Annotated in this window: 14 protein-coding genes, 1 pseudogene and 1 riboswitch; of the genes and pseudogenes, 11 read left to right on the top strand and 4 right to left on the bottom strand. The window is 59.1% G+C overall.

The features are described 5' to 3' along the window. The first annotated feature begins 15 nt into the window (after positions 1-15). Positions 16-67: riboswitch (SAM-SAH riboswitch) on the top strand. A 4-nt stretch (positions 68-71) separates the two neighbouring features. Then, on the top strand, positions 72-1,238 hold the full coding sequence (gene metK, locus H9Q16_RS09745; protein WP_191075245.1) for a methionine adenosyltransferase: 1,167 nt from the start codon (positions 72-74) through the stop codon (positions 1,236-1,238). Between the two features lies 1 nt (position 1,239). Continuing rightward, on the top strand, positions 1,240-1,899 hold the full coding sequence (locus tag H9Q16_RS09740; RefSeq protein ID WP_191075244.1) for a hypothetical protein: 660 nt from the start codon (positions 1,240-1,242) through the stop codon (positions 1,897-1,899). A gap of 203 nt (positions 1,900-2,102) precedes the next feature. Here H9Q16_RS09740 and H9Q16_RS09735 read toward each other — a convergent pair whose 3' ends face one another. Next, entirely contained in the window at positions 2,103-2,861 is a 759-nt protein-coding gene (locus H9Q16_RS09735) for a response regulator (protein WP_191075243.1), read from the bottom strand. 93 nt (positions 2,862-2,954) lie between these two features. On the opposite strand from H9Q16_RS09735, the gene trmB reads away from it, so the two are divergent. The 5 genes from trmB (at position 2,955) to H9Q16_RS09710 (ending at position 7,078) form a co-directional block, all read left to right on the top strand. Next, positions 2,955-3,668: a class I SAM-dependent methyltransferase gene (gene trmB / locus H9Q16_RS09730; protein WP_191075242.1), complete on the top strand. Its 714-nt coding sequence runs from the start codon at positions 2,955-2,957 to the stop codon at positions 3,666-3,668. A gap of 168 nt (positions 3,669-3,836) precedes the next feature. Beyond that, positions 3,837-5,189 carry a 3-phosphoshikimate 1-carboxyvinyltransferase gene (aroA, locus tag H9Q16_RS09725; protein WP_191075241.1) on the top strand — a complete coding sequence of 451 codons (1,353 nt, stop codon included), beginning with the start codon at positions 3,837-3,839 and terminating at the stop codon, positions 5,187-5,189. Further along, entirely contained in the window at positions 5,186-5,713 is a 528-nt protein-coding gene (locus H9Q16_RS09720; protein WP_191075240.1) for a hypothetical protein, read from the top strand. The genes aroA and H9Q16_RS09720 overlap by 4 nt, the downstream gene beginning before the upstream one ends. Next, positions 5,710-6,327, top strand: a complete 618-nt coding sequence (locus tag H9Q16_RS09715) for a (d)CMP kinase (protein WP_191075239.1) — start codon at positions 5,710-5,712, stop codon at positions 6,325-6,327. Before H9Q16_RS09720 ends, H9Q16_RS09715 begins: the two co-directional genes overlap by 4 nt. Positions 6,328-6,520: 193 nt before the next feature. Next, the gene (locus tag H9Q16_RS09710) at positions 6,521-7,078 is read left to right on the top strand and encodes a polysaccharide deacetylase family protein (RefSeq protein ID WP_191075238.1); all 558 of its coding nucleotides are present in this window, start codon (positions 6,521-6,523) and stop codon (positions 7,076-7,078) included. 31 nt (positions 7,079-7,109) lie between these two features. Here H9Q16_RS09710 and H9Q16_RS09705 read toward each other — a convergent pair whose 3' ends face one another. Next, on the bottom strand, positions 7,110-7,976 hold the full coding sequence (locus H9Q16_RS09705) for an SDR family oxidoreductase (protein ID WP_191075237.1): 867 nt from the start codon (positions 7,974-7,976) through the stop codon (positions 7,110-7,112). A gap of 135 nt (positions 7,977-8,111) precedes the next feature. On the opposite strand from H9Q16_RS09705, the gene H9Q16_RS09700 reads away from it, so the two are divergent. Beyond that, positions 8,112-8,489, top strand: coding sequence for a rhodanese-like domain-containing protein (locus H9Q16_RS09700; protein ID WP_191075236.1), 378 nt, complete (start codon positions 8,112-8,114; stop codon positions 8,487-8,489). Here the strand turns inward: H9Q16_RS09700 and H9Q16_RS09695 are convergent, their stop codons facing one another. Then, entirely contained in the window at positions 8,490-9,359 is an 870-nt protein-coding gene (locus H9Q16_RS09695) for a LysR family transcriptional regulator (RefSeq protein ID WP_191075235.1), read from the bottom strand. A 96-nt stretch (positions 9,360-9,455) separates the two neighbouring features. On the opposite strand from H9Q16_RS09695, the gene H9Q16_RS09690 reads away from it, so the two are divergent. The 3 genes from H9Q16_RS09690 (at position 9,456) to H9Q16_RS09680 (ending at position 13,297) form a co-directional block, all read left to right on the top strand. Next, positions 9,456-10,532 (top strand): sodium-dependent bicarbonate transport family permease, encoded by a 1,077-nt coding sequence (locus H9Q16_RS09690; RefSeq protein WP_191075234.1) that lies wholly within the window; start codon positions 9,456-9,458, stop codon positions 10,530-10,532. A gap of 453 nt (positions 10,533-10,985) precedes the next feature. Next, positions 10,986-12,665, top strand: coding sequence for a 30S ribosomal protein S1 (rpsA, locus tag H9Q16_RS09685; RefSeq protein WP_191075233.1), 1,680 nt, complete (start codon positions 10,986-10,988; stop codon positions 12,663-12,665). Between the two features lie 254 nt (positions 12,666-12,919). Then, positions 12,920-13,297 (top strand): hypothetical protein, encoded by a 378-nt coding sequence (locus tag H9Q16_RS09680; protein WP_191075232.1) that lies wholly within the window; start codon positions 12,920-12,922, stop codon positions 13,295-13,297. 271 nt (positions 13,298-13,568) lie between these two features. Here H9Q16_RS09680 and H9Q16_RS09675 read toward each other — a convergent pair. Further along, positions 13,569-13,903 (bottom strand): annotated as a pseudogene (locus tag H9Q16_RS09675) (transposase); the annotation flags it as partial.

Genomic DNA, 13,903 nt, shown 5'->3' with positions numbered 1-13,903 from the left:
GGCTAAGCCCCCGTGAGCGTGTCACAACGGCTTCCTGACGTGACACTTTGATTTTTCAATTGGAGCACGACATGTCCCGCCAGAACTACCTATTCACATCGGAATCCGTTTCCGAAGGGCACCCTGACAAAATCTGTGACCGTATCTCAGACGCGATCCTTGATGCCTTTCTGGCAGAAGAGGAAATGGCCCGTGTGGCCTGTGAAACCTTTGCCACAACCAATCGTGTCGTCGTGGGCGGGGAAGTGGGCCTGTCGACCCGCGAAAAGCTAGACGATTTCATGGGTGGGGTCGAGGCCATCGCCCGTGGATGTGTCAAGAACATCGGGTACGAGCAGGAAGGGTTCCACTGGAAGGACCTGGCTTTTGAGAACCACCTGCATCCGCAGTCTGCCCATATCGCTCAAGGTGTGGATAACGACGGCGCCGGGGATCAGGGTATCATGTTCGGGTATGCCTGTTCCGAGACGCCAGAGCTGATGCCGGCACCGATCCAGTATTCGCACGCCATCCTGCGCAATCTGGCGGATGCGCGTCACGCCGGTGATCTGGCCCAGCTTGGCCCGGACGCCAAATCGCAGCTGTCAGTGACATATCGGGACGGCAAGCCGGTTGGCGTAACTTCCATCGTGTTGTCCACGCAGCACCTTGATGAAAGCATGACGTCTGATGATGTGCGCGCGGTTGTCGAACCCTACATTCGCAACACCCTTCCCGACGGATGGATTTCCGCCGAAACAGAATGGCATGTGAACCCCACCGGCAAATTTGTCATCGGTGGTCCGGACGGGGACGCGGGCCTGACGGGCCGCAAAATCATCGTGGACACCTATGGGGGCGCGGCACCGCATGGCGGCGGCGCATTTTCCGGAAAGGATCCGACCAAGGTGGACCGGTCTGCCGCCTACGCGGCGCGTTATCTTGCCAAGAATGTCGTGGCAGCAGGCATGGCACAGCGATGCACGATCCAGCTGAGCTATGCCATCGGAGTTGCCAAACCGTTGTCGATCTATGCCGACACCCACGGCACTGGCGACGTGCACGAGAGCGAGATCGAAACCGCAGTGGCCAAGGCGATGGATCTCACGCCGCGCGGGATCATCGAACACCTGAACCTGCGGCGTCCGATTTACCAGCGCACGGCGGCTTATGGTCACTTTGGTCGTGAACCTGATGCCGACGGTGGTTTCAGCTGGGAAAAAACCGATCTGGTCGAGACGTTGAAGGCAGCTGTCTGATTTGAGGCGGCTGCTTGGCATAACACACCTATGGCGGGTCTTTCTGGCCTGCCTGCTGTGTGTCGCCACGCCCGTGCTTGCACAAAAGGAAGAAGGCCAGCGTTTCGAAGTGCTGGGCGACCGCCTGATCTTTGACAGCACGGTGCCGGTTGACGGGCGCGAGCTGGATATCCGCTATTCTGACGTGGAAGACATGCGCGATGTGCTCAGGCGGCATCCCCAGATCACCACACTTGAGATAAATTCAACCGGTGGTGGGCATTATCCGTCGGTTGATCTCGCGTCTTTGGTGATCGATTTCGGGTTGAACACCCATGTCGAGGACACGTGCGAGAGCTCTTGCGTCACGGTCTTTCTGGGGGGGGAGAAACGGACAATGGCGCGGGGCGGTCGGCTTGGTTTTCATCAGCTGTCCTGGACGGCCCGCGCGGTCGAAGACTACTACAACAAGAATCGGGATCGGCGGGACTGGGAAACACCGTTCGAGTTTGCAGAATGGATGTATCAGGATACCCAGACCGAAACCTATACCCGGATCAATTATATGATTGCCCGCGGCGTCGATCCCATGTTTGCGGTGCAAACGATGCGCAAACCCGATGTCAGCATGTGGTTCCCCTATCGTTCTGTTCTGATCGCGGCGGGCGTCCTGACAGAGTGATTGAGGCGGCTCCGTCTGCTCAGAACTGCCCGGAGTTGCACAAGGCTGAGCGGTAAACGCGAGCCCTGACGCATCGGACGCTCACAAATGGTTGAGATGGTTATGCCAACCGCATTGGTGGCGCGGATGGTTTTGTCAGGTCACCCAGCGTCGCGGCGGTTTGCCGTGCGTCTGCCCCGCCAACAGTCTCCCTGAGGCGCGTGTCAGTGCGAAAATCGCGCAAATGGAGAGGGTGGTTTGCGCAACGGGGTCACGACAGATTCTGGCGCAGCGGTGCCCTTGCTGAGTGTGCGCGTGACCATGTCGATGCCATCGTGCCGTTCAAGCTCTACCAGCATTTCCCACATGGTCATGCACGATAGATCAATCGGATCAAACCGATCCGAATCCTCGCCCCTGCGCAGATCACGGACCTGTCGCATCATCCGACTGACCATCGGCTTGATGTCGCGGGCCATTTTGCCAGCGAAATGTTGCAAAACCGCTTCGACTTCCTCGCGGGCAAAGCTTTGTGCCTCTACTTGCGTGCTAAGAACTGATTTCTGCACGGCATTGGTGACGGCGCGCCGGAAAGTGACCGGCGTGATCTCATCCTTGGTCAGATAATCCGCACAGCCGCCCAACAGCGCTTCTTGTGCAATCGCTTCTGCGGGCTGGCCGGTGACCATGATTGTAGCTGCATTGAAATTGCGCACAGACATGCGCACCGCGCGGAGCGCGTCCAGACCAGTGCCATCAGGCAATTGGTAATCCACCAGGATCAGGTCGAACAGGTCGTCGTCCAGCGCATCAGAAAATGAGGCGAGGTCCGTTGCGTTGCGCACCGTACATTCTTGCGGCAAGCCGGAACACAGCCTGGCCAATCGATGCCGATCAAAACGTTCGTCATCCAGAATGAGTACCTGCAAAGAGGCATCAGCACTAAGGCGGTCAGGTACGGCGGGCCATCGGCGACTGGTCATATGTGGTGTCCTGCACTTGGGGTGCCTCAGGCTACACGGGCACGCGTTAATCGTTGCTTAACAGCCCCGTTGAAGTACGCCGTCGGGCACGTTATGGCCGCTGCCATGACACATCCCACAAGACCCCGCCGAAACTTTTATGGCCGCCTGAAAGGCAAGGCTCTGAAGAAATCCCAAAAAGGGTACCTGGCTGAGGACCTGGCCGCACTGTCGCCCGGTGCGGTCAGCTGGGACGAAAATCCATCGCGTTCGCCGTTGGATCTGGGTGGGCTTTTCGGTGACAAGCCGGTGTGGCTTGAGGTCGGTTTTGGTGGCGGTGAGCATCTGGTGCATCAGGCCGCGCGCAACCCCGGTGTCGGCATCATCGGATGCGAGCCCTATATAAACGGGGTGGCCATGCTGTTGGGCAAGATACGGCGTGCGGGGGTGACGAACCTTGCTGTTTACCCAGGTGATGCGCGTGATTTGTTTGATGTGCTGCCCGCACATGCCATCGACAAGGCGTTTTTGTTGTACCCCGACCCCTGGCCCAAGGCGCGACATCACCGCCGCCGGTTTGTGACACCCGAACATCTGGGCCCATTGGCACAGGTCCTGAAGCCAGGCGCGGCTTTTAGGGTTGCGACGGACATACCCGATTATGTCCGCCAGACTTTGATTGAGGTGCCGCAATTTGGATTCGACTGGCTTGCTGAACGACCTGTGGACTGGCGCGAACCCTGGGACGATTGGGTGCCCACGCGCTATGAGCAAAAGGCGCTGCGCGAGGGACGTGTGCCGCACTATCTGACGTTCCGTAGGCGGTGAGGGAATGGAGCGGGCAAGCCCGCACAAGATTTTATTGATTTTGCCTGTGGCAAAATCGGATTGAGGCGCTGCCTCAAACTCCGGGAATATTGCAGCCAGAGAAAGAGGGGCGTTGGCAGCACCTCTTGGGCGGGGTAAAAGCGCCGGAAGCTTTTCGAAGGAGGACGTATGTCCAGCCACGGTGACCCTATTCCGATGATTTCGCGCGCGTGTGGGCCACTGAGCGGCACCGCGGACGTGCCCGGGGACAAGTCGATATCGCACCGATCGTTGATCTTGGGTGCCTTGGCAGTGGGTGAGACGACCATCGAGGGTCTGCTTGAAGGCCAGGACGTGCTGGATACGGCTGCAGCAATGCGGGCGTTCGGCGCGGAGGTGACAGATCACGGTGGAAAATCGTGGTCCGTGCGGGGGGTTGGTGTCGGCGGATTTGCCGAGCCTGATCAGGTGATTGATTGTGGCAATTCCGGCACCGGTGTGCGGTTGATCATGGGAGCGATGGCGACTGCACCCATTTCAGCGACTTTCAGCGGGGATGCCAGTCTGAATGGTCGGCCAATGGCTCGGGTGACTGATCCGCTGGCGCTTTTTGGAGCGCAGGCGGTGGGGCGTGCGGGTGGGCGGTTGCCGATGACAATCGTCGGGTCACAAATGCCCGTTCCGGTGCGGTATCATGTGCCGGTGCCCTCAGCGCAGGTCAAATCGGCGGTATTGCTGGCCGGGCTTAATGTGCCCGGCAAGACAGTCGTGATCGAGGCGGAGGCGACCCGAGATCATACCGAGCGGATGCTGGCGGGCTTCGGTGCTGAGATTGCAGTTGAGGACACAGAGGAGGGTCGTCAGATTACCCTGACAGGGCAGCCGGAGTTGGTACCGCAGCACATCGTCGTGCCGCGCGATCCGTCCTCGGCAGCATTTCCGGTTTGTGCGGCCCTGATCGTGCCGGGGTCGGATGTGCTGGTGCCGGGCATTGGGCTGAACCCCACGCGTGCCGGGCTCTTTACCACGCTGCGCGAGATGGGGGCAGATCTGACATATGAAAACACGCGCGAAGAGGGGGGCGAGCCGGTGGCTGATCTGCGCGCACGTTTTTCGCCTGATCTGAAGGGCATTGAGGTGCCACCGGCACGCGCGGCATCGATGATTGATGAGTATCCGGTTTTGTCGGTCGTGGCCTCTTATGCGCAGGGCCAGACGGTGATGCGAGGGGTCAGGGAACTGCGGGTCAAGGAGAGCGACCGGATTGACGCGATGGCGACCGGATTGCGGGCGAACGGGATCAAGGTAGAGGATGGCGAGGACTGGTGGACCGTGACCGGCCGCGGGCATGGGAATGTACAAGGCGGCGCCACGTGTCAAAGCCATCTTGATCACCGGATTGCGATGTCCTTTTTGATCCTTGGCATGGCGGCGCAATCGCCGGTGCGGGTGGATGACGGCGGGCCCATTGCCACATCCTTTCCGATCTTCGAGACACTAATGGCCGATCTGGGCGCGCAGGTCAGCCGGGCGAACGGGTGAGCCGGGCAGCCAGGCTGCTTTGGGGCTGTGCTGGGCTGGCGGCGCTTGTGTTTCTGGCTTTGTTCGGTGTCTCCAAGGGGATGCTTGAGCCCGCTGGCATGGTGATATTCGACAGCCGTGTCTGGGGGTATGAACCTGATGAGGCGCGCCGCTATCTCGATGGTCTGGACAACATGCTGTTGGGGCGGTCGACGTATCTGGGCATCTTCAGGGCGCTTGATACTGTGTTTCCGCTTTTGCTGACGATCTGTTTGTCCGGGGCCATCTGGTTGAACACCTTTTGCTGGAACAGGGTGGTGCGGGGGGCAGCTGCGCTGGTGCCGGCCGCCTATTTGTGGGCGGATTTGAGCGAGAACGCGATTGTCGCGCAGATGGTAAGGGCAGGCAGCACGGTAAGCGATGAGGTGGTCAGGCATGCCAGCGGCCTGACGCAGCTTAAGTGGGCAATGCTTGCTTGCGGCGCTATGGTATTGCTGGTCACCTGGCGCTTTGCCTGCGCAAGAACAGAAGGACAGACGCGATGACAGGATGCACGGTTGCCATCGATGGGCCAGCAGCGGCGGGAAAGGGTACAATTTCCAAGGCGGTGGCGCGTCATTTCGGTTTTGCGCATCTCGACACCGGTCTTTTGTACCGCGCCGTGGGGGCCAAGGTGCTTGGCGGGGCATCGCCCGAGGCAGCGGCGCGCGCCTTGAACCCCGATGATCTGGAAAACGACGCCTTGCGCACGCCCGCAGTGGCCCAGGCGGCAAGTGAGGTCGCCGCGATCCCTGCTGTGCGACAGGCGCTGCTTGAGTTTCAGCGCGCATTTGCGGGGCGCGATGGCGGTGCGGTTCTTGACGGGCGCGATATCGGGACAGTGATCTGTCCGGAGGCTGACGCAAAGCTCTTTGTGACTGCAAGTGCTGTTGTGCGGGCTAAGCGGCGGTTTGCGGAACTTTCTGAAAAGGGGATCAGCGTGACCTATGAACAGGTGCTGGCCGACGTCGAGGCACGCGATGCGCGCGATATGGGTCGTGCCGATGCGCCATTGCGCCCTGCAGACGACGCCGTCGAAATTGATACGTCACAGATGAGCATCGAAGACGCCATTGCGGCTGCTGTGGCTGTGATAGAGGCCAAACGCGGCGGCGTGTGATACTACCGTGCGAAACATTGCAAACCGGGTGGCGGTCGTCTGCCTGGCTGGACCTGGATGCGCAAGTTCGGCTGAACGTCATCTCTTACGAGCGAGATGGTCAATGGATTACGAAGCTGGCGCGTGCTGCTCACCCAAAGGTGTATCGCCAGCGACCCTTTCACAGCGCTAAGCTGGGATGAAAGAGGAGACCATGCACGTGATAAGATTGACCGTACTTTGCCTTGTCCTTCTGCCCTTTGTGGCCACCGCGCAGGAGAGCGCCACGCCAGAAACACCGCCCGGCATCACTGTCGAGCCACCTATGACAGTGCCGCGTCTGGCCGAAATCGTGCAGGCGCTGGACCCTGATGCAGTCGCCCGCGGCCCTGCTTTGGAATTCACGCTGGATGATATCCCCGTCATTGTAATCGCCGACCCCCGCGCTGACCGGATGCGCGCCATGGTTCCGATTGCCGGTGCAGCGGGCCTTGGCGAAGGGGATTTGCTGCGCATGATGCAGGCTAATTTCGATTCCGCACTCGACGCGCGCTATGCCGTGGCAAATGGCCGGCTGTGGGGCGTATTCATCCACCCGCTGTCGCCGTTGGAGAAAGATCAGTTCCTGTCCGGGCTGGTACAGACCATCACCCTGGCCAAGACCTATGGGACTGCCTATTCCGGTGGCGGGGCGGTGTTCGGCGGTGGAGACACCAACGGCATCTATCGCAAGCTGTTCGAAGAGCTGCGCAAGAAGGGTCAGGCGCTCTGACGATGCGGCATGACGGTTCGCGCCTCTTGGCCTAGCGCGATTCTAGCCCCGGCATGAACTCTGCCAGGATCTGCGCCTGCAATTTGCGGCCGTCGGGATCGACCGAGGTCTTGAGGGCGGTGATCTGTTCCGACCAGTCTGAGGTGCGCGTGCGGATCGGAGGGGTATCCTGCGTGGCACAGCGTATCACGATCTTGGCCACCTCATCCGGGGTCTGGAACACACCCTCGCTGCGGCCCTCACGCGAGCCGATGTAGCGCTGTAAAAGCGGCAGATATTCGTCCTCTAACATGCCGCCGCTGTCTTGCAGGCGCGCCAGTACGGAATTGGCAAACTCTGAAGAAATACCGCCCGGTTCAACCACGGTGAAGTGCAGGCCGAAGGCGGGGCCAACGTACGACGCGAGACCTTCAATATAACCTTCAACCGCAAATTTGGAGGCGCAGTAGATTTCGTTGAATGGCTGCCCCGCCAACCCGCCAACGGAAGAGATCGCGATGATCCGGCCAGAACGGGCCTGCCGCATGTGCCCGATCACAGCCTTTGTAGAGCGCACAAGCCCCATAAAGTTCACATCCATGACCCAGCGGATTTCTTCCTCTGTGGCCTGTTCGGTGCTGCGGACAAAGCCGACACCAGCGTTTGCGACAAGCACGTCGATCCTGCCGTGATTGGCAATGACCTTTGCAACAGCAGCTTCGACGCTTGCTGTATCTTCGACATCCAACTGCAAGACATTGAGTGTCACACCCGCCGCCGCTGCCGCAGCGTCGAGCGTGGCGCGCTTGTCGAGGTTGCGCATTGTTGCGTAGGTTTCAAACCCCGCTTGCGCGGCCTGCACCGAGAGCGCAACACCGAGGCCGGTTGAGGCACCAGTGACAAGGAGTGTCTTGGGCATTGAACGGATCCGATCCTGAAGGGCTGTTCGTAGAATAGGCCGTGCCGACCGCGATGCAATGAGTCCAGTTAGCCTATTGCTGGCGGGCGTTGCGGCGCTATCATTCAGATGGATCAAGAGAAAGGAAGATTACAGATGAAAACCGCCAAGGACTATTTGGATGCCGCCAACGCAGACGTGCCGAAGATGAGCGCGGAAGAGGCGATTGCAATCCATGGCAAGGGGGAGGGGACATTCATCGATGTGCGCGACACGGCCTCCATTGCGGAAAGCGGTACCATTGCGGGGGCCAACCGTGTGCCGCGCGGTATGATTGAGTTCCGAGCGGACCCGGCGGTTGAGGCGCTCTATGACCCGATTTTTCAAAAGGACGCACCGATCTATCTCATTTGTGGTGCGGGTGGTCAGGCCGCCCTTGCGGGGAAGACCCTCAAGGATATGGGGTTTACCAACGTGACAAACATTGGCGGGTTTCCTGACTGGAAAAAGGCGGGCGGCCCAACTGAGAGCTGATCAGCCGGGGAGCGCCAGTAGGGCCTTGAGCGCGGGATGTGGAAACTTGCGCGGCAGGGTCACAGCATAAAAGGGTTCCATGATCTGCAGATCGAAGGGGGCGGTTGCGACGCTGCCCCCGGATATCTCATCGGCCAATACGACGGCAGGTGCGACGGCCACACCAGCCCCTTCACGCGTCAGAAGACGCACCATTGCCATGTCATCCACATTCGCAATGATCCGCGGCGTCACACCCAGCTTTGCCACGAGGTTTTCAAAGCTTGCGCGGATGACGCTTTCGGTGGGCAGGATCAGCGGTTCTGTGCGCAGCAGATCCGGCAGGTTGTCGTGCTCTAATCTCTCTGCACGCGCATGCAACGCGACGGGTTGTTCCGTGATTTTCTGTGCGGCGAACGCCAGTTCCGATGTGCCCTGTGGCACCTCCGTTGTCAGCACCACGTCCAGTGCGAGTGTTTCCAGATCTGTTAACAATGCTTTGGAGCCGCCCGATTTCAGGACAATGTCCTGATCACCGGACGCCAACAGCGGACGCAGGAACTGAAGCTGAAAGTTGCGTGACAAAGTTGATAGGGCCCCGACCCGCAGCGGAGTGCCGCCGACTTCTCTTTGCGCCAAGCGGGACAGCAGGTCGTCTCCGGCGGAAAAAATGCGGTCCGCATGATCAAGTGCGATGCGGCCTGCCTCAGTCAGCACCAGGCCGCGCCCGATCCGATCAAAAAGCGCGTGACCCAGCCGATCTTCCAACTGTTTGATTTGTATTGATAACGCCGAAGCCGATACGTTCAAGCGCGCGGCCGCGTGACCGAGATGCCCTTGGGTAGCGACTTCGCGAAAATAGCGGAGATGATGATAATTGAGAGTAGCCATTCTTTTAGTTTATAGAACAGTATCTTAGAAAAGATATATTTTTATGTATGAACGGTTTGCCCTATCTGAGGTCCAGCAGAACAAAGGACCTGAAACATGGATATCATCGCCACGATTGCCAGCACACTGGTTGAACAGTTTCAAAAGCCCACGCTTGCCTTTCTGATTGCCGGCATGATGCTGGCAGCACTTGGCAGTAAGTTTGAGATACCGGAGCCCGTCTACAAGTTTATCGTCGTGGTGCTTTTGCTCAAGGTGGGCATGGGCGCAGGCATTTCCGTCCGCGAAGCCAATTTCGTAGAGCTTATCGTGCCTGCAATCGGGGCTGGCCTTGTCGGTATCACAATCGTGTTTCTGGGCAGCCGGACCCTTGCGCGCTGGCGGGGGGTCAATGAGGTAGACGGCCTTGCGACAGCGGGGCTTTTCGGGGCGGTTTCAGCGTCCACCCTTGCGGCAGGGATGGCCATTCTCGACGACGACGGCATCGCGTACGAAGGCTTTATCGGTGCGCTCTATCCTTTCATGGACATTGCGGCACTTGTCACGGCCATCGTCATGGCCAAGCTGAGTGCGGCGCGCAAGGCCGAGGCAGCCAGAGCTGTGGGTGGCGGCACGATGGTCTTGTCCGGTGGTGGCATGAGCGGCGGAAAGTCGGGCGACGGTGCGATCGAGGAGGGCCTGCTCAAGGGAATTTTGGTAGATACGTTCCGCAGTCCTGCGATCTCTGCGTTGGTAGTTGGTCTGGCGTTGGGCATCTTTGCTGAGCCGGGGTCCGTCTACAAAAGCTTCTATGAGCCGATGTTCCGGGGATTGCTGTCGATCCTGATGCTGATCATGGGGATGGAAGCCTGGATGCGGATTTCCGAGATGCGCAAGGTTGCCCATGCCTACATCCTCTATGGGATCACTGCGCCTATTGTGCACGGCCTGATCGGCTTTGGTGTTGGATATATCGCGCACCAGCTTACAGGTTTCTCGGCGGGCGGTGTGGTGCTCTTGTCGGTGATGGCCGCGTCCAGCTCTGACATCTCGGGTCCGCCCACAATGCGCGGTGCGCTGCCCGAGGCGAACTCTTCGGCCTACGTGGGCACCTCGACCGGCATCGGTACGCCGGTCGCGATCCTTAGCATCCCGCTGTTCATGGCGCTTGCGGATGTACTGATCGGACTTTGAGGATAAAATACAAAATGTTTATTCCGATCCCGCAGCCAAGTGCCGCGGGGTCGGTTTTGCACCTCAGGGCAGGGGTTCGCTGCGCCGATCCGGGTGCCGCCGCGTTTCATGGCTGACAACGCCTCTGGCGGATGAGGATGCGGGCATCGGCGAGCCTTAGAAAAGTCTCTCGGCACAACAGCCGCGCCATACCCAAACGTGCTCTTCGGCAATTCCGTGCGGGTCCGCGCGCAGTTCCCCAATCGGCCTTGCAATCAAGCGAACAGCGGCCTATACGCGCGTTGTCCAAGGGGCGGATACACGCACCAGACGCGAAACCTCAGGCAGGGTCGGTTTATCCCGGCCCTTCTTCTTTTCGTGTCGCACCCGGCCCGGCGGACCAACTGAAACCTGAAAGACCGGCGGAGACAACCGCGCGGCCCGTATAAACACTTGTTAGGAAAAACACGCCATATGGCAAATATGATGGATGAGTTTGAAGCGCTCCTTGAAGAAAGCTTCGAAATGGACACGCCCTCTGAGGGGTCTGTTGTCAAAGGCAAAGTCATCGCGATCGAAGCGGGCCAAGCCATTATCGATGTGGGCTACAAGATGGAAGGCCGCGTCGAGTTGAAAGAATTTGCCGAACCCGGCGAAGCTCCCAAAGTTGAAGTCGGCGACGAAGTCGAAGTGTTCCTGCGCCAGGTAGAGAACGCGCGCGGCGAAGCTGTCATCTCTCGCGAGATGGCGCGCCGCGAAGAGGCATGGGACCGTCTGGAGAAGGCATACGCCGCAGAAGAGCGTGTCGAAGGCGCGATCTTTGGCCGCGTCAAAGGTGGCTTTACCGTGGATCTTGGCGGCGCAGTTGCGTTCCTGCCCGGCTCTCAGGTCGATGTGCGCCCCGTGCGCGATGCGGGCCCATTGATGGGTCTCAAGCAGCCGTTCCAGGTTCTGAAAATGGACCGTCGCCGTGGCAACATCGTGGTCTCGCGTCGTGCGATCCTCGAAGAGAGCCGCGCCGAACAGCGCGCTGAAGTGATCGGCAACCTGACCGAAGGTCAGACGGTCGACGGTGTGGTCAAGAACATCACCGAATACGGTGCGTTTGTTGACCTTGGTGGCGTAGATGGCCTGCTGCACGTGACAGACATGGCATGGCGCCGTGTGAACCACCCGTCCGAGATCCTCGCCATTGGCGAGACGATCAAGGTGCAGGTCATCAAGATCAACAAGGAAACGCACCGCATCAGCCTTGGTATGAAGCAGCTACAGGAAGATCCATGGGATCTGGTGGCCGCGAAGTATCCGCTGGAATCCTCGCATACCGGTCGCGTCACCAACATCACCGACTACGGTGCCTTTGTTGAGCTTGAGCCGGGCGTCGAAGGTCTGGTTCACGTGTCCGAGATGTCCTGGACCAAAAAGAACGTCCACCCAGGCAAGATCGTGTCGACCTCTCAGGAAGTCGAAGTCATGGTGCTGGAAATTGACGGGGCCAAGCGCCGCGTGTCCCTTGGTCTCAAGCAGACCATGCGCAACCCATGGGAAGTGTTTGCAGAAACACACCCCGAGGGCACAGAGGTCGAAGGCGAAGTCAAGAACATCACCGAATTCGGTCTGTTTGTTGGCCTCGATGGGGACATCGACGGTATGGTGCACCTTTCCGACCTCAGCTGGGACCAGCGTGGCGAAGAGGCCATTCAGGACTACCGCAAGGGCGACGTCGTGCAAGCGATCGTGTCCGAAGTGGACGTCGAGAAAGAGCGCATTTCCCTGTCGATCAAGGGCGTTGGCGGCGACAAGTTTGCCGAAGCCGTTGGCGGCGTGAAGCGTGGCTCCATCGTGACGGTCACCGTGACCTCCATCGAAGATGGCGGCGTTGAGGTGGAATACGAAGGCATGAAGTCCTTCATCCGCCGCTCTGATCTGTCCCGTGACCGTGCCGAGCAGCGCCCCGAGCGTTTCTCTGTCGGTGATAAAGTCGACGTGCGCATCACCAACGTGGATGCCAAGGCACACCGTCTGGGTGTCTCCATCAAGGCGCGTGAAATCGCTGAAGAGAAAGAGGCCGTGGAACAGTACGGCTCCTCAGACTCCGGTGCGTCCCTGGGCGATATCCTTGGTGCGGCGCTGAAGGGCGACGACGAGAAGTAAGCCAACCGGCTTGGAGAGTTATGAGAGGCCCCGCATGAGTGCGGGGCCTTTTTTTGTTGCGGCCGCTGTCTGGGGTGATCTGCGTTGCTGCGCGTGCCCCTTTTGCCTCCAATTGGCGTATTCGAGTTCGCCGCCTGCGGCTTGAGTCCGGGCTAGGGTCGTATTGAAGCGGGCCGTTTTGCATCAAAGTTGACCGATGCTGCAGTATGCGCGAACGTCAGCTCATAAGGTTTACGTTGAGATCGCCCCAAAACATGAGCTACGACATTGCATTTTGGCGCTACGTGGAGACTCTCGACCGTGACCATCACGCCGTTTACTCAGCGCTTGTCACTGGTAAACCAGTGGAAGGACTTGCCGAACTCGATACTGACGCCATGATCTCTCGCCTTGCCGAGAAGCTATCAGGTTGGACGCGAACAGATGAAGGCACTTGGGAAAAGCCGAAAATGTATCTCCAGACCTCCACGTCACCGCTGCACCTATCGATCAGTATGAGCTTCGGTGCAGCCCGGCCTATACTGCTGCGAATTGCCACGCCGATGCGCCGGTTCGGTTGCGGCCTTTGGAATGCGCAAATGGGTTTGCGACTTGCAGGTTATGGTGAAGCTGGAGCAAAGGACGAGCGATAGTGCAGTGCCCAACGTGTTCTGCGCCGTCGACTACCGACCCTGTTCGGCGACAAGAAAGCTGTCATTGACGCTTGTTATGTGAACGGCAACTTCGTCCGAAGTCTGTGTGGAAACGGTTGGAGTTTTTGCGGCATTTCTTGAGATGCTTTATTATCGGGTGGTCTGCCAGTCGGCCTTTCTGATCGTTCAGATTTGGTCTGAATGCCATTCTTAAGGCGATCTGGGGCGATTGGGCTTCGTTGAGAAGGGTCTTTGGCCAAGCAGCTGCCTTTCAGGCCTTCATCGCGGCGACCAAAGCCGGAACCCCAATGATCTTCATGACGCGGGTCATGTTGTCGGCGAGGACGTGCAAGGCCATCTCGGTGGCGACGTTTTTCAATCTTCACATCTTGAAGTGCGTGGGACCCATCCAGGACTTGATCGTGCCGTAGGGATGCTCAACGGTCATGCTGCGAACAGCCAGTTGATTGGGGTCTTTGTCTAGGCGCTGCTGAACGCGTTCCAGAACGTCTTCGTGTTCCCATCTGCGAATGCGCCGCTCCTTGCTGTTGGTGCATTTGTCCTTGAGCACGCAACCTTCGCAATGGCTGGACCAGTAGGTCCGGA

Origin of the sequence: Sulfitobacter aestuariivivens (genome assembly GCF_014763045.1) — a bacterium.
Taxonomy (GTDB): domain Bacteria; phylum Pseudomonadota; class Alphaproteobacteria; order Rhodobacterales; family Rhodobacteraceae; genus Sulfitobacter; species Sulfitobacter aestuariivivens.
Note: the sequence above shows the minus strand (reverse complement) of the source record. Positions and strands in the feature narration are given on the sequence as shown.